The sequence below is a fragment of the Undibacterium paludis genome (genome assembly GCF_022568815.1).
Classification (GTDB): domain Bacteria; phylum Pseudomonadota; class Gammaproteobacteria; order Burkholderiales; family Burkholderiaceae_D; genus Undibacterium.
On record NZ_JAKZHX010000016.1, the window covers coordinates 1 to 23996 of the forward strand.

Annotated in this window: 19 protein-coding genes; 16 read left to right on the forward strand and 3 right to left on the reverse strand. The window is 51.3% G+C overall.

Annotated features, from left to right (window positions below; translation table 11 throughout):
• Positions 1-1089 precede the first annotated feature (1089 nt).
• From LZ463_RS23550 to LZ463_RS23625, 16 genes are all read left to right on the forward strand, one after another.
• Positions 1090-2874, forward strand: coding sequence for an ABC transporter substrate-binding protein (locus LZ463_RS23550; protein WP_241458748.1), 1785 nt, complete (start codon positions 1090-1092; stop codon positions 2872-2874).
• Between the two features lie 130 nt (positions 2875-3004).
• Entirely contained in the window at positions 3005-4849 is a 1845-nt protein-coding gene (locus tag LZ463_RS23555) for an ABC transporter substrate-binding protein (protein WP_241458749.1), read from the forward strand.
• A 26-nt stretch (positions 4850-4875) separates the two neighbouring features.
• Positions 4876-5814: an ABC transporter permease gene (locus tag LZ463_RS23560; protein ID WP_241458750.1), complete on the forward strand. Its 939-nt coding sequence runs from the start codon at positions 4876-4878 to the stop codon at positions 5812-5814.
• A gap of 9 nt (positions 5815-5823) precedes the next feature.
• Positions 5824-6930 (forward strand): ABC transporter permease, encoded by a 1107-nt coding sequence (locus tag LZ463_RS23565; RefSeq protein ID WP_241458751.1) that lies wholly within the window; start codon positions 5824-5826, stop codon positions 6928-6930.
• Between the two features lie 9 nt (positions 6931-6939).
• Positions 6940-8640: an ABC transporter ATP-binding protein gene (locus LZ463_RS23570; RefSeq protein ID WP_241458752.1), complete on the forward strand. Its 1701-nt coding sequence runs from the start codon at positions 6940-6942 to the stop codon at positions 8638-8640.
• Positions 8641-8852: 212 nt separating this feature from the next.
• Positions 8853-10250: a TldD/PmbA family protein gene (locus LZ463_RS23575; protein WP_241458855.1), complete on the forward strand. Its 1398-nt coding sequence runs from the start codon at positions 8853-8855 to the stop codon at positions 10248-10250.
• Positions 10250-11572: a TldD/PmbA family protein gene (locus LZ463_RS23580; protein WP_241458753.1), complete on the forward strand. Its 1323-nt coding sequence runs from the start codon at positions 10250-10252 to the stop codon at positions 11570-11572. Before LZ463_RS23575 ends, LZ463_RS23580 begins: the two co-directional genes overlap by 1 nt.
• Before the next feature lie 262 nt (positions 11573-11834).
• The gene (gene fabI / locus LZ463_RS23585; protein ID WP_241458754.1) at positions 11835-12629 is read left to right on the forward strand and encodes an enoyl-ACP reductase FabI; all 795 of its coding nucleotides are present in this window, start codon (positions 11835-11837) and stop codon (positions 12627-12629) included.
• 73 nt (positions 12630-12702) lie between these two features.
• Positions 12703-13890 (forward strand): cellulose synthase complex periplasmic endoglucanase BcsZ, encoded by a 1188-nt coding sequence (gene bcsZ / locus LZ463_RS23590; protein WP_241458755.1) that lies wholly within the window; start codon positions 12703-12705, stop codon positions 13888-13890.
• Positions 13891-14323: 433 nt separating this feature from the next.
• Complete coding sequence (locus LZ463_RS23595; RefSeq protein WP_241458756.1) at positions 14324-15766, forward strand: DEAD/DEAH box helicase; 1443 nt, start codon at positions 14324-14326, stop codon at positions 15764-15766.
• 194 nt (positions 15767-15960) lie between these two features.
• Positions 15961-17019: a selenide, water dikinase SelD gene (gene selD / locus LZ463_RS23600; protein WP_241458757.1), complete on the forward strand. Its 1059-nt coding sequence runs from the start codon at positions 15961-15963 to the stop codon at positions 17017-17019.
• A 59-nt stretch (positions 17020-17078) separates the two neighbouring features.
• Positions 17079-18014 carry a transaldolase gene (gene tal / locus LZ463_RS23605; protein WP_241458758.1) on the forward strand — a complete coding sequence of 312 codons (936 nt, stop codon included), beginning with the start codon at positions 17079-17081 and terminating at the stop codon, positions 18012-18014.
• A gap of 67 nt (positions 18015-18081) precedes the next feature.
• A complete protein-coding gene (locus tag LZ463_RS23610; RefSeq protein WP_241458759.1) occupies positions 18082-18717 on the forward strand; it encodes a chloramphenicol acetyltransferase in 636 nt (211 codons plus the stop codon).
• 51 nt (positions 18718-18768) lie between these two features.
• Positions 18769-19404: a hypothetical protein gene (locus LZ463_RS23615; RefSeq protein WP_241458760.1), complete on the forward strand. Its 636-nt coding sequence runs from the start codon at positions 18769-18771 to the stop codon at positions 19402-19404.
• Positions 19405-19463: 59 nt separating this feature from the next.
• Entirely contained in the window at positions 19464-20168 is a 705-nt protein-coding gene (locus LZ463_RS23620) for a tetratricopeptide repeat protein (protein WP_241458761.1), read from the forward strand.
• Between the two features lie 138 nt (positions 20169-20306).
• Positions 20307-20714, forward strand: a complete 408-nt coding sequence (locus LZ463_RS23625; protein WP_241458762.1) for a hypothetical protein — start codon at positions 20307-20309, stop codon at positions 20712-20714.
• On the opposite strand, the gene LZ463_RS23630 is transcribed toward LZ463_RS23625, so the two are convergent.
• From LZ463_RS23630 to LZ463_RS23640, 3 genes are read right to left on the reverse strand one after another with little or no spacing between them, the layout of a single operon-like run.
• Positions 20711-22132, reverse strand: coding sequence for a cobyric acid synthase (locus LZ463_RS23630; RefSeq protein ID WP_241458856.1), 1422 nt, complete (start codon positions 22130-22132; stop codon positions 20711-20713). The two genes, LZ463_RS23625 and LZ463_RS23630, sit on opposite strands and share 4 nt — an antisense overlap.
• 52 nt (positions 22133-22184) lie before the next feature.
• Positions 22185-22994: a cobalamin-binding protein gene (locus tag LZ463_RS23635; RefSeq protein ID WP_241458763.1), complete on the reverse strand. Its 810-nt coding sequence runs from the start codon at positions 22992-22994 to the stop codon at positions 22185-22187.
• A 38-nt stretch (positions 22995-23032) separates the two neighbouring features.
• Positions 23033-23917 carry a cobalamin-binding protein gene (locus LZ463_RS23640; protein ID WP_241458764.1) on the reverse strand — a complete coding sequence of 295 codons (885 nt, stop codon included), beginning with the start codon at positions 23915-23917 and terminating at the stop codon, positions 23033-23035.
• Between the last annotated feature and the right edge of the window lie 79 nt (positions 23918-23996).

Consider the following 23996-nt stretch of genomic DNA (forward strand, 5'->3'; position numbering starts at 1 on the left):
CCTGCTCCTCCACTACCACAAGGTCTACTGTCTGACGTAAGTCAAAACAACTCAAACGAAAAAGTGATTATAAATGCTGAGCATCAATAAAAAGACATACCGACACAAAACCACTTATAAATTCATAAGCAGCAGACTCATCAAAATATAAATCGCAGTTTTTTATAAAACTGACTTATTTAATTCTGCCTGCCACAAAAAACAAGCCGTCGTACCAAACAAACCAACAGAACAGCTGGCATTAAATTATTTATCTATTCCCTTCATCATGATGTGCAAGACAAAGAATTGCCCGAACACAAAATGAATAGAAATTTGCCAGTCCATCATAAAGAAGTCAGTACGACAGCGCACATACAATCAACTATTAAACACGCCTTTATCAATGTAAAAAAATTTGCAATTCCACAGAGACAAAATGTAAATTTAGTCGTCAGAAATTTTTCCGAAGGCGCATAAAACCACTTCCAGGCAACAACTGTCAAGTGCTTTACTTAAGACGTACCCCAAAAAACAACATGGCGCATTTTGCCAAAAAAACACCCGCAAAGGAAACCTAATTTCTTGTGCTCTGCAGCAAAAACCGTGCTCAAGCAGCTTTTTTTACACTTCCTTACATTGATAAATTCGCCGCCAGACTGATAAGTCTGAATTTTATTTTTTTGAGCCCTCAATTTGCGTAGTAAAACTATCAAAAATTGTCTCGACGACTTGCACCGCGATAGTGCAAAGCAGCAAAATTCACTCCCTAAAAATGAACGTTTTTCATTTCCGCTTGCACTCAAATCAAGAATTGAAAGAATTTAAAACACCGACTCCTTCAACAATGAAATAAAAATTTTCTTTACTTCTCCATTGGTGAGGCGACTTGCGTTAAGGTTACGGCTTTTTAAAGGGTGAGCAGGGCCAAGATTATTTGGCAAGTATTTATCTGCCGTATTTGCAACTGCAATATGTAAATAAATCTATTACCAGAGCGAAGGCTGGACTGGTGCCCCCTTAAAATTTTCTGCCATATCAATATGACTGGTTGGCTTGATACATGCTTATACAGATCACGTTGCAGTAACCGAAACAAGGAATAGAAACATGTTCAGACCAGTCAAGTTATTTTCGAGCGCTGCTGCAGCTATATTGCTGGCAATACCTGTTTGCGCAGCTCAAGCAAATAATCCTGCTGACTTGAACAAAGTTGTGCGGCAAGCGTTTGAAGCAGCGGACGATGGCTTTGACATGGCCAAGACACAAAATTTTTATTCAGGCTGGGTAGGTGAAGCACTCTTCGAACCCTTGCTGAGCTACGATTATCTGGCACGCCCTGCCCGTCTGCTACCACTGACCGCAGAAGCCATGCCCGAAGTCAGTGAGGCCGGCAAGGTCTTTGTTTTCAAGATCAAGCCCGGAATTTACTTTGCTCCAGACCCTGCCTTCAAAGGAAAAAAACGCGAATTAACCGCTAGCGACTATGTCTATACGTTCAAACGCGTACTGGACCCGGTCAATCGATCTCCGCATGCAAGTTTTTTGGAAGGCAAGATCATTGGTCTTGATGATGTCGCCGGCGCGGCAAAAAAAACCGGCAAATTCGACTACGAAGCACCTGTTGCAGGCCTGCGGGCCATAGATAAATACACCTTGCGCATAGAGCTCAGGCAAACAGACTATAACTTCCTGTACGTCGTGGCCTATGGCGGATTTGGTGCGGTAGCCAAAGAAGTCATAGACATGTATGGTGACCAGACTGGTCTGCATCCGGTAGGAACCGGTCCCTACATGATAGAAAAGTATATGCCGCGCAGCAAAATCATCTTGACCGCAAATCCTGAGTATCGCGGCTATACCTGGGACTTCAAATCCACCGGCAGTGCCCGTGACGAAGAAATCGTCAAGCAGATGAAGGGCAAAAAAATGCCGCAGGTCGGCAAAGTCGAGATCAGCATCATAGAAGAAGAACAGTCACGCTGGCTGGCTTTCCAGGATATGCAGCTCGACATCGACAAATTGCCTCAAAGCGCCGCGACTGCTGCTTTGAACGGCACCGAACTGAAACCTGAAATGAAGGATCAGGGTATCAGGATGGACAGGGTTATCGATGCAGGGATCACCTTCACCATTTTCAATATGCGCGACCCGGTAGTGGGTGGTTATAGCAAAGAAAAAATCGCCCTGCGTCGTGCAGTGGGCATGGCTTACAGCCATGCTGATGAAATTGAACAAATGCGCCTGGGTCAGGCAATACGTTCTGAGATGATTATTCCCAAGGACATAGTCGGCTACGATCCGCAATACCGCAGCAGTCTGGCCTATGACATCAAACTGGCCAATAAACTGCTCGATCATTTTGGCTACAAACGGGGGCTTGATGGTTACCGCAACAATCCTGACGGCAGCCCTTTGGTTCTCAAAAAGACCATAGAGCCGGCCGGTATCTATAAGGTACAGGCAGAAATCTACAAACGGGGTCTGGACAAAATAGGTGTGCGCATCGATTTCCCTGTCAGTAATTTTGCCGACAACCTGAAGGCAGCCTCTGCCTGCAAATTATCAATGTGGAGTGGCGCCTGGAATGCGGACTTTCCCGATGGTGAAAATTTTCTGCAATTACTGTATGGCCCCAAATCTGGCAGTGGCAATCATGCCTGCTATGAATCACCGGCCTACGACGCCCTGTTCCGCAAAGCCGTTTCCCTGCCTTCAGGCCCTGAGCGTAATCAGATTTATCAGCAGATGAATCGTCAGGTTGAAGCAGATACGCCATGGATAGTCCACACAAGCAGGATCCGCAGCTGGCTGTACAGGCCCTGGATTACAGGTTATAAAAAACACCCCATCCTGCATTCAGACTGGGCCTTCATTGATGTGGAAAAACATTGAGCTCAATGAATCCGTTCAATTTGCAAGCATTTAGTTTTTCAGGCATAGCTCTGCTCAGGTTTGCCTGATCAGCAGTGGATCAACAGATCATTATGTTTAAAAGAATATTTTAAGGCAGGAGAATTTGTCAATGAAGTCACCGCATTCGTTTCAGCGCTTCAAGGCGCGCACTTTGAGCAAAACAGGTATGGCGCTATGCCTGGCCCTGTCAGGCCTGATCTCTTCAACTTTGCCTATGCAGGCCAGCGCCGCCAAGCCAGAGTTTGCTGATCCGGAGAAGGTATTGCGCACGATTTTCCCTGTTGCTGAAACAGGATTTGACCCGGCAGCAACCAGGGACCTGTATTCAAATGCCATCAATGAAATGATTTTTGAGCGGCTATATACCTATGACTATCTGGCCAGTCCGGCAAAAATCATCCCTGAAACCGCCGATGGCCTGCCCGTTATTTCCGCCGACGGCAAAACCTATACGATCAAGCTTAAAAAGGGAACGTATTTCACCCCTGATCCAGCCTTCAATGGCAAAAAACGTGAGTTGACGGTCGAAGACTATGTGTATTCCTTCAAGCGCCTGATGGACCCCAAACTGGCGTCTACCCATACCTGGCTGCTGGAAGACAAGATCGAAGGGCTCGATCAACTGGTTGCGCAAGCAAAAAAGACCGGGAAATTTGATTACTCGGCAAAAATCCCCGGCTTTGAAATCGTCGATAAATATACCTTGCGTCTGCATCTGACACGGCCCGATTTTAATTTGCCGATGATACTGGCTTATACCGCCCTGTCTGCCGTTGCCCGCGAAGTCATAGAAAAATACCAGGATGCCCAGGGTCAGGTCATGGCCAATCCAGTCGGCACCGGCCCGTTCAAACTGATAGAGTGGGTTCGTGGTGCAAAAATGGTGCTTGATGCCAATACCGACTTCCGCCCGACTTACTGGGATTTCCAGGCCAGCAGCGATCCCGAAGACCAGAAAATTGTCGCAGCCATGAAGGGCAAGCGCATGCCGCAAGTCGGTCGGGTACTTGTCAATGTCATTCTGGAAGATCAATCACGCCTGCTGGCCTTTCAAAAAGATGAAATTGATCTGTTCCAGTTATATGGAGGCCTGGCGCCGCAAGTGCTGAATCAGGGCAAGCTCAAGCCTGATTATGTGCAACGTGGCATACAGATGTCGCTCATCATTGATCCTGAGTTGATCGTCTATTACTGGAACATGCAGGACCCGGTCTTTGGTGGCCTGAGCAAGGAAAAAATTGCACTGCGTCGCGCCATGGCCATGGCCCATAATGTAGAAGAAGAAATACAAATGGTCGACAATGGCCAGGCCATTCCCTTGCAATACCCCATACCGCCAGGAGTGGTCGGGCATGACCCCAACTACAGGAGCAGCGTGCAATTCAATCCCGCCGCAGCCAATGCCCTGCTCGACAAATTCGGCTACAAAAAAGGCAAGGACGGTTATCGTACCCTGCCTGATGGCAAACCTCTGGAGATCGTTCACACAGCACAAACTGAATCACGCGGCCACATGCAGGCAGAAGTCTGGAAAAAATCCTATGACCGTATCGGCATCAGGATGCGTGCCGAATTCCGCCCGTTTTCAGAAATCCTTAAAGCAGAGAAACAATGCCAGCTGACGCAAAGAATTTCACCCTGGCTGGCAGATTACCCTGACGGTGACAACTTCATGCAACTGTTCTACAGCAAGAACATCCACCTGAACAACAACGGTTGTGCCAGCATCCCCGAATTCGACAAACTGTATGAGCAATCACAAAAACTGCCGGCCGGCCCTGAACGCGACCTGCTCTATCACAAAATGACCAGAGTCATGGAACTGAATGCCGCGCAACGCGTAGGTTTTGCCCGCTACCGCATCATGCTGGCGCAGCCACGTGTCATTGGCTATAAAAAACACCCTATCATGCATGTAGAGTGGTTACAGGTAGATATAGACAAGAATAAATGAATACACAAACTCGCTGAAAGACAAACATGACCGCTTATATTCTGCGCCGCTTATGGCAGATGGCCCCGACAATGCTCGGTGTCATACTGCTGGTGTTTTTTTTGTTCAACTGGGTGGGTGGCGACCCGGCTTACATCCTCGCGGGCAAGATGTCGAATGCCGAGCAGATTGCCAATATCCGCACACAACTGGGCATAGACCAGCCTTACTACGTACAGTTATGGATATTCATCAAGCAGATTGCCACTTTCAACTTCGGCAATAGCTGGAGTACTGGTGAACAGGTCTCATCCATCATAGGTACGCGCCTTGGGCCTTCGCTGACAGTGCTGATACCACTGACCATCATCGAAACCCTGATTGCCATTGCCCTGGCGCTGGCCATTGCCTTCAAGCGCGGCTCCATTACTGACCGTAGCGTCATGATTGCCTGTACTGTCGGCATGTCCGTCAGCATCCTGGTGTACATCATCGTTGGCCAGTATTTCTTTGCCTATAAACTCGGTATGTTCCCTGTACAGGGCTGGGGCAATCATTTTGCGGAAAACCTGTTCAAGTATTCTGCCCTGCCCATCCTGATCGCACTGGCAGTCGGTGTTGCACCCAACCTGCGCCTGTTCCGCACCTTTGTGCTGGATGAGGTCAATCAGGATTATGTACGTACTGCCCGTGCCAAGGGTGTGCATGAGAGCCGGGTCAAATGGGTGCATGTCTTGCGCAATGCCTCTATCCCCATCATCACTCATGTCATGTCCAACCTGCCAGCCCTGTTGATCGGCGCCTTCCTGATCGAGCGCTTCTTTTCCATCCCTGGCATAGGGCGCGAAGTGATATTGGCCGTGGAGCGCAGCGATTTTCCGGTGATCAAGGCGATTACCGTGTATGTCGCCGCCGCCACCATGTTCTTTAATTTGTTGACCGATCTGCTGTACCAGGCAGTTGATCCACGCGTACAGTTGAAATAAGGGTCATCCATGAGCACTACTACAACAAATCAAACCGTTTCACCCGGCCTGTGGGCATTGGCGTGGCGTCGCCTGCGATCTGACAAGGTGGCCATGATTGCCATGGCCATTGTCGGCGCCTTTTTGCTGACGCTGGTCCTTTCAGCGACAGGCATGATCGCCGCCGACTGGGAAGAAGAAAGCGGCGTCAGCTATGCCCCGCCCAGTTTTGTCGGCGCCAATACAGATGGTTTCGTCAAGGCGGAGGCGGAGGCGCCGCCGCCAGAAAACCCGCTAGACCCGCTGGCCGACATCATCCGTGAATTGCGCAAGCAACCCGATAGTGAATCAGCCGTCGTCATCAATGACTACGGCATTCCAGATCCCCTCGAAAAAGAAATGGCTGAAATCCGTACTGAACTGGCCAAGTCCGGCAAGGCCCATGTCGGCGAACGTCTGACCACCCTGCCCTTTGGGGCAGACAAGTGGGGCCATGACATCATCAAGAAAACCATCAAGGGTGCAGAAACATCCATTGTGGTTGGCCTGGTGGCAGCCTTTCTCGCTACTTTGCTGGGAACTCTGTTTGGCGCATTGGCCGGTTATTTCGGTAATCGTGTCGATGATTTCTTCAATTGGTTTTACAGTATTTTCACATCCATCCCCTATCTCTTGCTAATTTTGTCCGTGGCAGCCGTCTTGCAACAGAAGGGCGTGGTCACCATCATCCTGATCCTGGCGTTTACTGGCTGGACGGGACCATTCCGCCTGATCCGTGCTGAATACATGAAGCACAAGGCCAGGGAATATGTGTGGGCAGCGGACGCCATCGGTGCATCGCATTTCCGCAAGATGTTTGTTCACATCTTTCCCAACGTCAGCCATGTGGCCCTGGTCCAGGTCTCGATACTGGTCGTGGGTTTTATCAAATCGGAGGTTATCCTGAGTTTCCTCGGCTTTGGTGTGCCGGTTGGCGTGGTGTCCTGGGGCAGTATGCTCAATGAAGCTCAGAATGAATTAATACTGGGCAAATGGTGGCAACTGGTGGCGGCCACCGCTGGAATGGCCGTGTTGGTGACAGCGTTCTCGCTGTTTACCGATGCCTTGCGCGATGCGCTCGACCCCAAGCTGAAATAAGGACAGATCATGAGTCAAGACAATCAAAACCAGACCCTGCTGAAAGTAGAAAATCTGCGTGTTTCTTTTCGGGTCAACAAAAAAGACAGTGTAGAAACGGTCAAGGGTATTTCATTTGAAATCCCGCATAATGCCACAGTCGCCCTGGTAGGTGAGTCGGGCAGCGGCAAATCGGTCAGTTCGCTGGCCGTCATGGGCTTGCTGCCACCGGATACATCCAGTATCGCCGCTGACAGCAAAATCATTTTTGAAGGCCGCAGTCTGCTGGAACTGAGCATGGACCAAAGACGTGACCTGTGTGGCAAAGAAATTTCCATGATCTTCCAGGAACCCATGACTTCACTGAACCCGGTCTTTACTGTCGGTTTCCAGATCGGTGAGGTTTTGCGCCTGCACATGGGCATGGATGCAAAGCGGGCCCGCAAGCGCGCCATAGAATTGCTGGAGGAAGTCGGCATTCCCGAGCCAAAAACCAAGATCGACGCTTACCCCAGCCAGATGTCAGGCGGTCAGCAGCAAAGGGTGATGATCGCCATGGCGATTGCCTGCGAACCCAAATTGCTCATCGCCGATGAACCGACGACCGCACTCGATGTCACCATACAGAAACAGATCATCGACCTGATCGATGCCCTGCGCATCAAGCATAAAATGTCGGTATTGTTCATCACCCATGACCTGGCCCTGGTTGGTGAAATCGCCGATCATGTCATCGTCATGCGCCATGGCGAAATCCGTGAAGCCGGTACAGTAGAACAGATATTTGACAGCCCGAAAGATACCTATACCCAGGCCCTGTTGCATTGCCGTCCTACTCTCGACACCCGTCCCTGGCGTCTGCCGGTGATTGCCGACTTCATGAACAATAACGGTGCGCTGATCGAGCAAAAGCAGCGCTCGCGCGGCCTCAAGGGTGATGAGGAAATCGTTCTGGAAGTCAAAGACCTGGGGAAAAGTTTTTATTCGCGCGAAGGATTCTTTGGTAAAAAAGAATTCAAGGCGGTCGAAGGCGTCTCATTCAAACTGGCGCGCGGCAAGACCCTGGGCGTGGTCGGTGAATCAGGCTCAGGCAAGACCACGGTTGGCCTGACGCTGATGCGTCTGCACCAGGCAACGTCTGGTCAGGCCCTGTTCGAAGGCAAGGATATACTGTCCATGTCCAACAAGGAATTTCATCAATACAAACGCCGCATACAAATCATTTTCCAGAATCCGTATGCCTCACTGAATCCACGTTTCACGGTCGGGCAAATCCTGATGGAACCCATGCACATCCACAGCATAGGCGCCAATGACAGCGAACGCACAGCCATGGCTTATCAGTTGCTGGAAAAGGTTGGTTTGCCGACTGTCGCCTTCCATCGCTATCCACATGAATTTTCCGGCGGTCAGCGTCAGCGTATCGCCATTGCACGTTGTCTGACCATGAAACCGGAAGTGCTGGTCTGTGATGAGTCAGTGTCGGCACTGGATGTATCGGTACAAGCGCAGGTATTGAACCTGTTGCAGGATTTGCAGGAAGAATTCGGCCTGTCGTATATCTTCATCTCACATGACCTGGCCGTGGTGAAGTACATCGCCGATCAGGTCATGGTGATGAACAAAGGCAAAGTCGTAGAACTGGCAAATTCAGACGAACTGTACCTGAATCCTGCCCAGGCCTATACAAAAACCTTACTCAACGCCATCCCCAAAGGCCTGCAGCACTAAGTTCTTTCCCCGGCGTCATTGACAGCGAACCGGCTCCATACCGGTTCGCCTGTCATTGCAATTCAGGCGCTTACTTATCCCAAAATACATATAATTTTGACCATTGTAGCAAACACTGGCAAGATCGTCATACCTTGTCCCTACGTGACACCCCCGTTCAATTGCGAAATGGAGCCATATTGGATGCGTTGAGAAAATTGTTTCACGACATCATGCCTGCTGTCGATTTTTGCTCCCTGCGTTTTGTAGACGAGTGCAGTGAAGAAGTCCTGGTCAGGCAGAATATCCTGCAGCCCATGCATAGCCGGCGCAGTTCTGGCGCCATGCTGACGGTGATAGATCAGGGCGGATATGGCTATGCCGCCACCAGCGATTTATCGCAACATGGCTTGCATGCTGCAATACAGCAAGCCATGCGCTGGGCCAGCATCAGCGCAGGCAAGAGTGTGATCAACTTCAGCAAAATACCGCAATCCTCTGCCGTTGGCAGCTACAGCAGCGCGGCTGGAGGCAGCTTGAGCAGGAAGGAATTGATCCATTTGCTGATGCAGGAATCTGTCACTTGTCAGATCGATACACGCATTGTCGACTGGGATGCATCCATCAGCCAGGTCAGCACAGAGCAATTATTCATCAGCAGTGCAGGCGCCGATATACATCAGCAGTTTCAATACCTGATTCCCAATCTCAGCGTCACGGCCAACCAGGGAGCGGAAACGCAGACCCGCAGCCTGGGCGGTCAGTACAACGGTTTTTGTCGTCAGGGCGGCATTGAAGTTTTGCAGCAGGCAGGATTTTATGGTGCAGGCAAACGCGTAGCGACAGAAGCACTGGCGTTATTGCACGCGCCCAACTGCCCCACAGGCCGCATGGACTTGCTTTTGCTGCCTGAGCAAATGATGCTGCAAATCCACGAGTCGATAGGTCACCCGCTGGAACTGGACCGCATACTCGGTGATGAGCGCAATTTTGCCGGCACCAGTTTTGTCAGACCGGACATGTTTGGTCATTTCCGCTACGGTTCTGAATTATTGAATGTCACTTACGACCCCGGCATGGAAGCGCAATTCGCCAGCTTTGGCTGGGATGACGATGGTTCGATTGCCGAAAAGACCTGGCTCATCAGGAATGGTATACTGGAAAAACCACTGGGTGGCGCCTTGTCGCAAGCCAGGGCAGGCATGACTGGCGTCGCCAATTCACGCGCCTGCAACTGGAACCGCCCGCCAATAGACCGCATGGCCAACCTGAACATAGAAGCAGGCAGTAGCAGCCTCAATGACATGATCGCCAGCGTTGAATATGGCGTACTGATGGATACCAATGTATCCTGGTCCATCGATGATTCACGCAACAAGTTCCAGTTTGGTTGTGAGTATGGGCAAATGATACGCCAGGGTCAGTTGGCGGAACTGGTCAGGAATCCGAATTATCGCGGCATATCCGAAAACTTCTGGCGCTCGCTCAAAATGGTTGGCGATAGCAGCACCCTGGCAGTCATGGGCATCCCCTATTGCGGCAAGGGCGAGCCGTCGCAATTAATACGGGTAGGTCACGCCTCACCTGCATGCCTGTTTGAACAGGTCGACGTGTTTGGAGGGGAAGCCTGATGCACTCCTATTTTCTCGCTCTGGCCAATCACACGACAAACAAACTGTTACCAGAGGAAGTCACTACCTGCTGGTTTTCGGCAGAGTCCAGTGACTTTGTCCGTTTCAATCACAGCGCCATACGTCAGCCGGGCCATGTAGTACAAATCACCCTGAGTCTGCAACTGATCTGCGGCGGCAGTCATGCATCAATGAGTTTTGATCTCAGCGGCAATCTGGAACGCGATGTGCTGCTCGTCAATCACTACCTGCAGGATTTGCGTACTCAATTGGCAGATCTGCCCGCAGACCCGCATTTGCTGATTGCCACTGAAATCAACAACAGCACACAAATACTGCCCTCTGCCCTGCCGCCTGTGGCTGATATGCTGGAACAGATACTGGCGGCAACACAGGACGTGGACATGGTAGGCTTGCTGAGCACCGGCACACAATATCGCGGCTTTGCCAATTCATACGGACAGCGCAACTGGTATGAAAGCAGCAACGTCAATTTTGACTGGAGCCTGTTCCATACAGCAGACAAAGCCGTCAAATCCAGCTATGCAGGACTTAGCTGGGATGCTGTGCAATTCCAGGACAAGATGGCAGACGCCCGCAAAAAGCTGACATTGCTGGCCCGCCCACCAATAACGGTAGAGCCAGGCAATTACAGGGTTTACCTCAGCCCGACAGCACTCAATGAATTGATCTCCATGCTGAACTGGAGCGGTTTGTCCGAAAAAGCCCTGCGTACACGGCAAAGTTGTCTGCTCAGGCTGCAATCAGGGGAAATCAGCATGCATCCCATGCTCGACATCAGTGAAGACAGCCGCACCGGTCTGGCACCGGGCTTTCAGTCCCAGGGTTTCATCAAACCGGATGTCATTCCCCTCATCAGCGCAGGTAAACTGGGCGGTAGCATGATCTCCCCCAGGAGCGCCAGGGAATTTGGTCTGACAGCAAATGGCGCCGACCTGGACGAAAGCGCACAATCCATGGTCATGCGTGCAGGCAAGCTGGCCAGTAGTGACATTTTAAGCCGTCTGGGTACTGGCATCTACATTGCCAATTTATGGTATCTGAATTTTTCTGACAGGGCGAATTGTCGCATAACCGGTATGACTCGCTTTGCCACTTTCTGGGTAGAAAACGGTGAAATCAAGGCGCCGTTGAACGTGATGCGCTTTGATGACTCACTATTCAGGATATTGGGTGAAAACCTGCTGGAATTGACTGAAGAGACAGAGATCATTATGGACACGCATTCCTATAATGAGCGTCATACTGGCGGAGCAATCCTGCCAGGCGCACTGCTCAGAGAAATGCATTTTGCGTCATGAATTGAGGGGGCGTAAGTCAAGGGGTGGCAAAATAATGATCAAAAAAACACCAAATCAAGTTCATTATCCCCTCCGGGACAAACTTAATATTTGCCCGATTTGGTCTTAGCCACTACAATTCGGACCTATTGTAAGTATGGGTGCAACATGCCCAGGCTCACTTTGCGCAGTATCAAAAAATTTTTAAACGTATCAGGGGCAGGTTTAGCCTGGCATTTTGCCGATCTGCCATCAACTTGATGCGGTCCTATCTGGAGTCAACATGGCATTTCTGCAAGGCAAAAAAATTCTGATCACCGGTTTGTTGTCCAACCGTTCCATCGCCTACGGCATCGCCCAGGCATGCAAACGCGAAGGTGCAGAACTGGCATTCACCTATGTCGGAGAGCGTTTCAAAGACAGGATTACCGATTTTGCTGCTGAATTTGACAGCAAGCTGGTATTTGACTGTGACGTAGCCAGTGACGAACAAATCGAAGCCGTTTTTACCGACCTGGGCAAATCCTGGAATCAACTCGATGGTCTGGTTCATGCGATCGGCTTTGCACCCCGTGAAGCAATCGCTGGTGAATTCCTCGATGGTTTTTCCCGCGAAGCGTTCCGCGTGGCACATGACATTTCTGCATACAGTTTCCCGGCCATGGCAAAAGCGGCCCTGCCCTTGCTGAGCCAGGACTCTGCATTGCTGACCTTGTCTTACCTTGGCGCCATCCGTGCTATCCCGCATTACAACACAATGGGCCTGGCCAAAGCGTCACTGGAAGCATCGGTACGCTATCTGGCTGAACACCTGGGCAAAAAAGGCATACGCGTCAACGGCATTTCTGCCGGCCCGATCAAGACCCTGGCTGCCAGCGGCATCAAGGATTTTGGCAAATTGCTCGGCTTTGTCGCAGAACATGCACCACTGCGCCGTAACGTGACGATAGAAGATGTAGGCAACACTGCCGCCTTCCTGCTGTCCCCGCTCGCGAATGGCATCACCGGTGAAATCACCTATGTCGATGGCGGTTTTTCTCACGTCATGGGTCTCAACGCTGATTCTTACGATCACTGATCAACCTGATTCCAATTAGAATACTGGCTGGACGTGTGTCATGCATGTCCAGCCAGTTTTTTATGGGAAACGAATGTCCACAATCATGCTCAAGACCTGGAAACAGACGTACAGCTTCGCTCTGAAGTTATTGTTGGTCATTTGTAGTTACAGTCTGTTGGCAGGCAGTACTGCCTTTGCGGCATCCTGCAATGATCCCTGGCCAGCCTGGGAGTATTTTAAAAAGACCTTTGTTGCTGACGACGGCAGGGTCGTGGACCATAGCGGAGCCCGCAAGCCAAGCACATCTGAAGGGCAAGCCTACGCCCTGTTCTTCGCCCTGACTGCGAATGACAGAACAAGTTTTGAACGCATACTGAAATGGACAGAAAATAATCTTGCAGCTGGCGACCTGACCGCAAAATTGCCCGCCTGGCAATGGGGCCAGCGCGAGGATAATAGCTGGGGTGTCATCGACAAAAATCCGGCATCAGATGCTGATCTGTGGATAGCCTACAGCCTTGGTGTCGCCGGTGATGCGTGGAAAGACAAACGCTACACTGCCCTGTCCAGCCTGCTTGCACAGAGAATACTGAATGAAGAAACAGCCGACATCCCCGGCCTGGGGCTGAGTCTGTTACCGGCACCAACTGGCTTCAAACCAGGTGACAATCAATGGAAACTCAATGCCAGCTACCTCCCTGTCACTTTGCTGCGCTGGTTTGAGCGCAAGGAAAGTGATGAACGCTGGAAGCGCATGATCGCCCCGGCCATCAGGCTCATTACCGGCAGCGCACCGAAAGGATATGCAGCGGACTGGATCGTCTATGACAGCCAGCAAGGTTTTCAAGCAGATGTCCTGGGCGCAGAAAAAGGCCAGGGAGGCTATAACGCCATTCGTGTCTACCTGTGGGCTGGCATGATGGCTGGCCAGGACCCTGAGCGCAGTCACTTGCTCAAGCATCTGCGCCCCATGGCGCAATTAATAGACAACAAGGGCTTTCCACCAGAATTCATCAACATCCATACCGCAGAGATCAATGGACCAGGCAGCTCAGGTTTTTCTGCCGCTGTAATACCGTTCCTGCAAGCACAAGGTATAGAAAAGACCCTGGTGCAGCAGCAATTGCGCCTGCAGGCCCAGCCAGTCAAAGCAGATGCCTATTACGATCAGGTCCTGTCACTATTTGCCCTTGGATGGCAGGAAAAACGTTTTCGTTTTGACATGTATGGCAATACCGATTTTTATTGGCAGCATTTCTGTTTAAGCTTTTTTAAGTAAGTGTTTTTTCAGTCAGTCAATAATTTTCGTTAAAACAGGCTGCATTTTCCTGAAAAATCCTGTATAGTCTCGTTTTTTGCGCTGCAATATAAAAATTGCTAAGCAAAACATGTAGCATCGCAAGCCTGTGCACATCTTAAAGATAGTGCATGTAAAAGCCCTCCCGCCTCGCATGTCTGGTTGTAATCCATAGACATCATCCCGGCGCAAAGCTTTTGTGCCGAAATTTCATTGTCGTCCCTTGTTGGATTTTCTGTGTTCATTTCGTTTGGTTGGCGCTGCATTGTTGCGCGCGTTCGTTTAGCAACGCGCTAATTTACACTGGAACAAAAGCGGGATCGTTCCGGCAAACATGCTACCAAACCAGCTTAGATGCTGGCTCGTGCATTTTTGCAAACAGATCTGGCTCAGGTTCTATTTACGAAAGAAATTCATGAGTTTTGAAGCACTAGGCCTACACGTCAACATCATCCGCGCCCTGACTGATTCCGGTTATACCAAACCGACAGCAGTGCAAGAGCAGGCCATCCCTGCTGCGATTGAAGGTCGTGACCTGATGGTCTCATCCCAGACCGGCTCCGGCAAAACTGCCGCTTTCATGCTGCCTGCACTGCATAAACTGGCGACTGCTGAAGTCGTCACCTATGACAATACAAAAACACCTAATCAGGAACGTCAGTCTGCGCGCTCCCGTGGCGATCGCCCGCGGTTTCAGGCTGCAAAACCTAAAATGCTGGTGTTGACGCCAACCCGCGAACTGGCTTTGCAAGTGACCACGGCCACTGACAAGTACAGTGCCTATTCACGCCGCATCAAGGCTGTATCCATCCTCGGTGGCATGCCTTACCCCAAACAGATGCAATTGCTGTCCCGCAATCCGGAAATCCTGGTGGCAACACCTGGCCGTCTGATCGACCATATGGAATCAGGCAAGATCGATTTCTCTGAACTGCAAATGCTGGTCCTGGACGAAGCTGACCGCATGCTGGACATGGGCTTCATCGACGATATCGAAAAAATCGTCGCTGCAACACCACCGACACGCCAGACCATGCTGTTTTCTGCAACACTGGACGGCGTTGTCGGTAACATGGCAAAACGCATCACGACCGAGCCTTTGGTTATCCAGATCGCCGGTTCTGCAAGCAAGCACGAAAATATCCAGCAACGCGTTCACTTTGTGGATGACCTGTCACATAAAAACCGCATGCTCGACCATTTACTGCGTGATGTATCGGTTGACCAGGCTGTGGTATTTACTGCCACAAAACGCGATGCAGACAGTATCGCCGACCGTCTGAACATTGCTGGCTTTGCTGCTGCAGCCCTGCATGGCGACATGCATCAAGGCGCACGTAACCGCACCCTGGACGCATTGCGCCGTGGCCAGGTACGTGTACTGGTTGCAACGGACGTAGCTGCCCGTGGTATTGACGTTCCAGGTATCACCCACGTATTCAATTACGATTTGCCTAAATTCCCCGAAGACTATGTGCACCGCATTGGCCGTACTGGCCGTGCCGGTCGCAAGGGTCTGGCTGTTTCTCTCGTGAACCATGCTGAAAGCATGCACGTCAAACGTATTGAGCGCTTCACCAAGCAATTGATACCGGTTGATGTCATCGAAGGCTTTGAGCCTAAAAAATCGCCTGCCCCTTCACGTTCTGCAGCACGCAAGCCAAACGGCTGGAAACCAGGCGATAACCGTAAATCTGGCGGTGGTGCTTATGGCAACAACAAGCCAGGTCAGCGCAGCTTCAGCAAGCCGGCAGGCACATCGACTGGCAACGGCGCTGGTCCACGCAAAGAAGGCGGTGGCTACAAAGGCAATCGTTCTAACGACAGTGGTGCCCGCCGTACATTTGGCGACTATTAATTGGAATTGAGCTGCTTAAGTTACAGTACAACGACTCCAGAGATACCTGCTTCCCTGCAAAAAGGTACAACATAGACCTTGCTGCATAAGCGATATCATAAAAAAGCGATCACTTTTGTGGTCGCTTTTTTTATACTGTCTTGTCCGGCGTATAATCAGCAGCTCCAGACCAGCATAAAGATGCAGCAAAGCCTATGAGTACAGTAACTGATAAACCCATCCGACTCACCTCATTTTCACATGGTGGTGGTTGCGGCTGCAAGATTGCGCCGGGCGTACTTGCTGAAATATTAAAAAAAACCAGCGGTTTCCCGATACCGTCAGCCCTGATGGTGGGTATAGAAACCTCAGACGATGCTGCCGTCTACAAACTCAATGACGAACAGGCATTAATAGCCACCACTGATTTTTTCATGCCGATTGTCGACGATCCTTATGACTTCGGACGCATTGCGGCGACCAATGCCATCTCTGACGTATACGCCATGGGCGGCACACCCATCATGGCGCTCGCGCTGGTCGGCATGCCAGTCAATCAACTGCCGATTGATGTCATCGGTAAAGTCATCCAGGGCGGCGAGTCGATTTGCGCCGAAGCCGGAATCCCTATCGCCGGTGGCCATACCATAGACTCGGTAGAACCAATTTATGGCCTGGTCGTGATGGGACTGATTCATCCATCCAGGGTCAAGCGTAATGCCGACGCCAGGGTCGGCGACAAGCTGATATTGGGCAAGCCCCTGGGCGTAGGCATTTTGTCTGCCGCACTGAAAAAGCAAATACTGGATGACGCTGGTTATTCCAGCATGATAGCCAGCACCACCAAGCTCAATAAACCTGGCCAGGCTTTGTCGGCGCTCGATAGCGTACATGCCATGACTGACGTCACCGGCTTTGGCCTGCTGGGTCATTTGCTTGAGGTCTGTCGCGGCTCTGGCCTGGCGGCGAATATACAGGCGTCTGCCATCCCCCTGCTGGACAAGGTGGAACAACTGGCCACAGATGGTTTCATCACCGGCGCCTCTGGCCGCAACTGGGCAGCCTATGGCGAGTCGGTCCGACTTGATACCCAAATCAGTGCAGCACAGCAGGCACTGCTGACAGACCCGCAAACCTCGGGTGGTTTGCTGGTAGCCTGCGATCCGGCTGCCGTTGATGAAGTTTTAGAAATTTTCCGTCAGGGCGGCTTCTTGGAAGCTGCCGTGATTGGTGATATTGTTGCAGGTGAAGTCTTGGTAAATGTCACTCCTTAACGTGTCTTTTAGCGTACATACCTGATATTTTTGAAATTGCCCCTCCTTTTGCTCATACCATGAATCAATTAGAACAACTCAAGCAATACACCACCGTGGTCGCCGACACCGGCGATTTTCAAGCTATCCAGGCATATGCGCCGCGCGACGCCACGACCAATCCTTCGTTGATACTGAAGGCCGTGCAAAAGCCGGAATACCTGCCCCTGCTGGAAAAAGCCGTCAAGGACACTGCCGGCAAATCCATTGACGAAACCATCGATCATTTGCTGATCGCCTTTGGCCTGCAAATCCTGAAGGTCATTCCTGGTCGTGTCTCCACTGAAACTGACGCACGTCTGTCTTTTGATACCGAAGCTACCGTTGCCAAGGGCCGCCAGCTGATCGCCCTGTACGAAGCTGCCGGTATACCGCGTGAGCGTGTACTGATCAAGATCGCTTCGACCTGGGAAGGCATACGTGCCGCCGAAGTGCTGGAAAAAGAGGGCATACGCTGCAATATGACCTTGCTGTTCTGCCTGGCACAGGCAATCGCCTGCGCTGAAGCCGGTGCACAACTGATTTCACCTTTCGTTGGCCGCATTTATGACTGGTACAAGAACAAGACAGGCCAGGAAATTTTTGGCGCCGACGATCCCGGCGTCCTGTCCGTCAAAAAAATCTATACCTATTACCGCAAGTTTGGCTATGACACGGAAGTCATGGGCGCAAGCTTCCGCAATACCTCGCAAATCCTTGAACTGGCCGGTTGCGACCTGCTGACCATCAGTCCAGATCTGCTGCAAAAACTCAGTGACAGCAATAGCAATGTGACGCAAAAACTGAGCAAGGAAATGGCTCAGACATCCGACCTGCAAAAAGTCAGCATGGATGAAAAGACTTTCCGCTTCGAATTGAATGAAGACGCCATGGCGACAGAAAAACTGTCAGAAGGCATACGCGCTTTCTGTGCAGATACCGTCAAGCTGGAAAAAATGATTGCCAGCATGCGTTAAACCTGGCCAGTAAAAGCTATCATTGGGGGCAGAATTTTCTGCCCCTTTTCTTTTTTGAGCAAGCACCATGAAAAAGCAGCTGGACCTGACGAGCTGGAATCGTCGCGAGCATTTTGAATTTTTCTCACAGCTTGATGAACCCTTTCACGGCATCAACGTCAATCTCGATTGCACCCTGGCCTATCAATACTGCAAAGACCATCAGCATTCCTTTTTCTTATACTACCTGTACCACATCCTGAAGGCGGCACAACAAACTGATGCCATGCGTTACCGTATAGAAGATGGCCAGGTGTTCGACTATCAAATCATCCACGCAAACGCAACCGTGCAACGTGCCGATCATACGTTTGGATTTTGCCCCATTTACTTTGATGCCGACTTCACAGCGTTTACAGCAGACGCCAGGCTGGCCATGGACAAAATCAAGAATGGCAGCGGCCTGTGCTTTAATGAAGAGTGCGCCCGTGAAGATGTGATTCATTTCTCTGCCATTCCCTGGATCAGCTTCACCGGCCTGACCCATGCGCGCATGTATGACCGCAAAGACAGCGTCCCCAAAATATCAGTAGGCAAATTATTCAGACAAGATCAGCGCCTGATGCTGCCCATCGCCACTTTTGTTCACCATGGCCTGGTTGACGCATATCATGTACATCAATTTCTCGATACCTTGCAGCAGGCTTTTTCTGCCAGCAGATAAACACGAGCCATAATGAAAAAAATCATACTTCTGTCGGTGATGAGCTTATTGATGAGTGCAGCCAATTCGGCAGAAACGGATGCACTCTGGCAAAGAACACTGACGCAATTCAAGGCAGCCAATGCATGGGTGGCCCAGGATATACGTACCCAGCTTGAAGCACAGCGCAAGGAACAGCCAGCCAAAATCCATTATGTCCAGTCAAGCCTGAGCAATTGGGACAAGCAAAGCCCCGTATATTCCAGTGTCAGCACGGACAGTCAGTGGCATGCCCTGCCTGAACAGAAAAACAATGCCGATGCGCTCAACAAAATAATCTCTGGCCTGGACAAAAATAAGATGGAGCTGCTTGAGGGCAAAAACGTGCCCAAACGTCTGGACAATGAAACACTGGACGGTAAAAACTTCGCCGTATTCCAGCTCAGCGAAGGTGAAATGGGACAAAAAATCACCGTCAAGATGTGGGTAAATCCTGATACGGCCTGTTTGCACAAGATGGAAACATCGTTGCACATCACTCTGTATGCAGACGCTGACCTGACCAGCACCTACGCCGAGCCAAACAAAAACGGCATATGCTTGCAAAATCAGATGCAGGGCGTGATTGACATACAAATCCCCTTCAAAAAAGCCAAATTGAATTTCCGGCAAAGCCATGGCAACTGGGTGGGCAAACCGGCAAGCTAGTGAGCCATGTGTCAATTTACTTGCTAAAATAAACAATGTACTCATCTCGGGGAAAGACCATGCGCAACATCAGCCACTACGTCATGACGCTGCCCCTGATAGTGGGCCTGCCGTTTGCTACAAACACGGTCCGTGCTGACGACTTCAACAATGGTGTCAATTATTATGCTCAAGGTGATTTTGCATCAGCCCTGGATTCCTTCAAAAACGCAGCAGAGAAAGGCAATGCAGACGCCCAGTTCAATCTGGGACTGATGTATCTGAACGGTGAAGGAGTCGTTCAGGACTACAAACAAGCCATGAAATGGTTTGAGCAATCCGCCAGTCAAGGCAATGTACGTGCCCAGGTTAACATCGGGCGGATGTATGCCAAGGGTAAAGGTGTACTGTCCAATCATGGCGTGGCGGCATCCTGGTTTAAAAAAGCTGCTGAACAGGGATATGCTGATGCGCAGTACAGCCTGGGGATTTTATATGTGACAGGCACAGGTGTGGCGCGCGATTATGGCAGGGCCAAAGAACTGTTCCAGCAGGCTGCCAACCAGGGCAATGCCAGCGGCCAATACCAGCTGGGTCTGATTTACCTGAAAGGTCGCGGGGTAGCCATCAACCTGGTCACCGCCTACAAATGGCTGATACTGGCTGGTGACTATGATGACAGCGCAATTTTCAGAAAGTTTGTCGAGGCAAAAATGAGCAAGGAAGAAATCAGCGAAGCCCAGGCTTTGGCGCAAGAATGGAAGCCAGAAAAAACCGCAGAATAATCACTCCCCCGCACATTAACGCCAGCGCCGTTGAAAATATCAACTCCCGCCTACCCAATACCATGCCAGATTTCGCTTGACCCTGGAGTAGACACCAGGGTTTAGCATGAGTTCGTCGATTTTTTCTGGAGAACTCACATGCATCTGAACAATTATCTGCGTATCGTCCGTGCCAGCGCCTGGTATGACCTGATTGTAACCATAGGCTTTGCGACACCCTGGAGTTTCTCCATGGTTCACCAAAGCCTGCTGCAAATCAATACCAGCCTGGGCATAGCAGGTGAATTCCCTGCCTTTGCACCCGCCCATGTTTTGATGGCGAACCTGCTCGGTTCCATCGTCACCATCTGGGCCATCCTCCGGTTGCGCGATACACGCATGGAATATGGCCGCTACGATGCTGCCGGACGTATCCTGTTCAGTGCCTGGCAATTATATGCAGTCGCCCATGGCGCCAGCCAGATCATCCTGGCGTTTACTGTATTTGAAATCGCTTTCGGGATTATGCAGTTATTGCCCGTACAAAAACGCCCGGTAACAAATTAAAGGCGCTGCAAGGCATCCAGCAACGGTACGCAGGCATCTGCTACACGATCAAGGCTAAGTTCACGCAATGCAGCCAAATCAGGTTTGTGCTCGCTTTCCAGCCCCGCCCAGGCCAGCAAGGCGGCACAGGCTTCAGGGTGATCGAACAAGCCGTGCAGATAAGTGCCCAGGATCATGTCATCAGGCGAACGCGCGCCCTCATCCTGACCATTGATCTTGAAAACTGGCTGCGTATCATTGCTGGCATAAGTGATGCCCATGTGGATTTCATAGCCGCTGACCATTGCTGCGCCTTCACCGAAGGCACAGATACCGGAAACCTGTTGCAGGCGTTTTTCCTGTGTCAGTTCAGTAGTGATGTCGAGCAGGCCAAGCCCATCAGAATCACCGGTCTGTCCTTCTACTCCATGCGGATCGCTGATGACCTGTCCCAGCATCTGGTAACCACCGCAGATGCCGATGACTTTACCACCATAACGCAGGTGCTTTTCCAGGACGGGCTGCCACCCCTGCGCTTGCAGAAAGGCCAGGTCAGCACGTGTGTTTTTGCTGCCTGGCAGGATGATCAGATCAGCGGGCGGTATCGCCCTGTCGGGACCAATGAATTGCAGGTCAACGTCCGGGTGCGCGCGCAGGGCATCAAAGTCGGTATGATTGGATATGCGCGGGATCGCTGGCACGATGATGCGAAACCTGCCGGTATTACCCTGGCTGGACTGTATCGCATCTTCAGCATCAAGCTGCAAGCCATGCAGGTAAGGCAGTACAGCCAGTACCGGTTTGCCGGTTTTTTGCTCCAGCCACTCCAGGCCAGGTTCCAGCAGGCGGATATCGCCACGAAAACGGTTGATGACGAAGCCAACAATGCGTTTCTGTTCTGATTCTGACAGACAGGCCAGCGTGCCAATGAAATGGGCAAATACACCACCCCGGTCAATATCAGCCACCAGGATGACGGGGCAATCCACCGCCTCGGCAAAACCCATGTTGGCAATATCGCGGTCGCGCAAATTCACTTCTGCCGGGCTGCCGGCGCCTTCAACGACAATCACCTCATATTGCTGCTGCAGGCGGGCATAAGATTCCAGCACAGCACCCATGGCGACTGTTTTGTACTGGTGATAATCACGAGCATCCATGTCCGCCCTGACCTTGCCATGGATGATGACCTGGGCACCGGTATCGGAAGATGGTTTGAGCAAGACCGGGTTCATGTCGGTATGCGCGGGCAAACCTGCTGCCAGTGCCTGTAAGGCCTGAGCACGTCCTATCTCGCCACCATCAATGGTGACAGCGCTGTTGAGCGCCATATTCTGCGGCTTCATCGGGACCACATTCACACCCTGTCGGTGCAACAGGCGGCATAAGGCCGCCACTACCGTGCTTTTACCGGCATCGGATGTCGTGCCCTGAACCATCAAGGTGCTGATTTTCATGATTATCTGCCTGTCTTTTTCTATGATGTTTGTATCAAGGCGTCATTTTTTGCGCTGCCTGCCATTCAGCGATCAGCACATGTAACTGCATCAAGCCATGCTGTATCGCTGCCGGTCCGGGTGAAAGTATGTCTGCCGACTTGATTTCCAGCACCCGGCCATTGCGCACGGCTGGTATGTTTTCCCAGCCTTCACGTGCAGCCACTGTCTCCGGCCGGAATTTTTTACCGCACCACGATCCGATGATGATATCAGGCGCACGCCTGATGACCTCAGTCGGGTCGGCAATGATGCGCTCCCTTGCGCTATGGAATACTGCCAGATCGGCAAAGGCATCTTCGCCACCGGCAATCTGCAATAATTCTGACACCCAGCCTATGCCGGACATCATCGGCTCATTCCATTCTTCAAAATACACTTTCGGACGATGCGCCCACTGCGCTGCCTGCTGCCTGACAAGGGCTATCTGGTCCTGCAACCCGGCAATCAGGGCCGCACCCTGCTCCTGCCGGCCAACCATGGTCGCCAATACGCGGATCATGTGCAGTATGCCTTCCACATCACGCTGGTTGAAGGCATGCACTTCTATGCCGGCAGCAATCAGTTCCCGCACGATCTCTGCCTGCATGTTGGAATAAGCGATCACCAGGTCAGGTTTGACCGCCAGAATACGGTCTATCTGTGCCGATGAAAAACCACTGACCTTGGGTTTTTCATCGCGTGCACGTGCTGGCCGTGTGGTATAGCCGGAGATACCGGCGATGCAATCTTCAGCGCCCAGGGCGTACAGGACTTCAACTGCTTCGGTCGACAGACAGGCAATGCGTTGATACAGGCTACTCATGGCTTTCCTTGTGGTTTTCTATAACTTGATCAGCGTTGCTATGGTTTGACTCGCTTTTGTCTGGCGGCATCCAGTGCCTGGCAGATCAGTCTGGCGCCTTCAATAATGCGCGGGCCAGAACGATTCATCAGGTCACCTTCGATGACGATCAGGTTATTGTTTTTTGTTGCAGCCAGAGTGGGAAAGGTTTTCCATTGCTCTATACCACTGGTTGCCTGGTTCTTGCTATCGCCGGTGATGATGACTTCCGGGTTTTCCTGCAAGACGGCCTCCGTGCCAACGACAGGGGCCGTCACCGTCAGCTTGCCAAAAATATTTTCACCACCACAGGTACGGATGGCGTCACTGACGATATGACTGTCGTTCAAGGTATAGATGGGCTTGCCCCAGACCTGGTAAAAGGTCCTGACCTTGCTTTTATTCTGATACTGGCTGCTCAACTGTTGTGCCTGCTGGCGGAACTCGGCAGCGGCCGCCTGTGCCTGTCTTTCAGTACCAAACATGGTGCCGAATTTCACCAGGGTTTCAGCGACATGTTCAAGCTTGTGCGGTTCGCTGAAAAAGTACGGGATGCCGGACGTGCGCAACATGTCCAGCTGGCGCTCATAGGCACCGTGCATCCAGACGATCACGACATCCGGCTTCATGGCCAGTATGCGCTCCAGGTCAAGCTGGCGATTGTCACCTATCCTCGGGATATTTTTTGCCTGCGCCGGAAAATCACTATACTTCACCGTGCCGATAATGCGCTCACCTGCACCGGCTGCATAAATCAATTCAGTCACGTGCGGCGACAGGCTGATGATGCGCTGCGCCGGTTTCGCCAGCGTCACCTGATTGCCCGCATCATCCGTCACGGTGATGGCGGCCTGCACCTGAACAGCCAGACTCAGCAACAATGCAGATAGTAATAATTTGGTCATGGGCTTCCGATATAAAAATCAATACAAACCAAGATCAGGAACAATGTGTCGAAGATTTTCGAGCTTCATTCAAGCCGGC

Excerpts from the sequence above, each read along its gene's own strand:
- LZ463_RS23550 (WP_241458748.1), top strand. The coding sequence starts at position 1,090 with ATGTTCAGACCAGTCAAGTTATTTTCGAGCGCTGCTGCAGCTATATTG.
- LZ463_RS23555 (WP_241458749.1), top strand. The coding sequence starts at position 3,005 with ATGAAGTCACCGCATTCGTTTCAGCGCTTCAAGGCGCGCACTTTGAGC.
- LZ463_RS23560 (WP_241458750.1), top strand. The coding sequence starts at position 4,876 with ATGACCGCTTATATTCTGCGCCGCTTATGGCAGATGGCCCCGACAATG.
- LZ463_RS23565 (WP_241458751.1), top strand. The coding sequence starts at position 5,824 with ATGAGCACTACTACAACAAATCAAACCGTTTCACCCGGCCTGTGGGCA.
- LZ463_RS23570 (WP_241458752.1), top strand. The coding sequence starts at position 6,940 with ATGAGTCAAGACAATCAAAACCAGACCCTGCTGAAAGTAGAAAATCTG.
- LZ463_RS23575 (WP_241458855.1), top strand. The coding sequence starts at position 8,853 with ATGCCTGCTGTCGATTTTTGCTCCCTGCGTTTTGTAGACGAGTGCAGT.
- LZ463_RS23580 (WP_241458753.1), top strand. The coding sequence starts at position 10,250 with ATGCACTCCTATTTTCTCGCTCTGGCCAATCACACGACAAACAAACTG.
- fabI (WP_241458754.1), top strand. The coding sequence starts at position 11,835 with ATGGCATTTCTGCAAGGCAAAAAAATTCTGATCACCGGTTTGTTGTCC.
- bcsZ (WP_241458755.1), top strand. The coding sequence starts at position 12,703 with ATGTCCACAATCATGCTCAAGACCTGGAAACAGACGTACAGCTTCGCT.
- LZ463_RS23595 (WP_241458756.1), top strand. The coding sequence starts at position 14,324 with ATGAGTTTTGAAGCACTAGGCCTACACGTCAACATCATCCGCGCCCTG.
- selD (WP_241458757.1), top strand. The coding sequence starts at position 15,961 with ATGAGTACAGTAACTGATAAACCCATCCGACTCACCTCATTTTCACAT.
- tal (WP_241458758.1), top strand. The coding sequence starts at position 17,079 with ATGAATCAATTAGAACAACTCAAGCAATACACCACCGTGGTCGCCGAC.
- LZ463_RS23610 (WP_241458759.1), top strand. The coding sequence starts at position 18,082 with ATGAAAAAGCAGCTGGACCTGACGAGCTGGAATCGTCGCGAGCATTTT.
- LZ463_RS23615 (WP_241458760.1), top strand. The coding sequence starts at position 18,769 with ATGAGTGCAGCCAATTCGGCAGAAACGGATGCACTCTGGCAAAGAACA.
- LZ463_RS23620 (WP_241458761.1), top strand. The coding sequence starts at position 19,464 with ATGCGCAACATCAGCCACTACGTCATGACGCTGCCCCTGATAGTGGGC.
- LZ463_RS23625 (WP_241458762.1), top strand. The coding sequence starts at position 20,307 with ATGCATCTGAACAATTATCTGCGTATCGTCCGTGCCAGCGCCTGGTAT.
- LZ463_RS23630 (WP_241458856.1), bottom strand. The coding sequence starts at position 22,132 with ATGGTTCAGGGCACGACATCCGATGCCGGTAAAAGCACGGTAGTGGCG.
- LZ463_RS23635 (WP_241458763.1), bottom strand. The coding sequence starts at position 22,994 with ATGAGTAGCCTGTATCAACGCATTGCCTGTCTGTCGACCGAAGCAGTT.
- LZ463_RS23640 (WP_241458764.1), bottom strand. The coding sequence starts at position 23,917 with ATGACCAAATTATTACTATCTGCATTGTTGCTGAGTCTGGCTGTTCAG.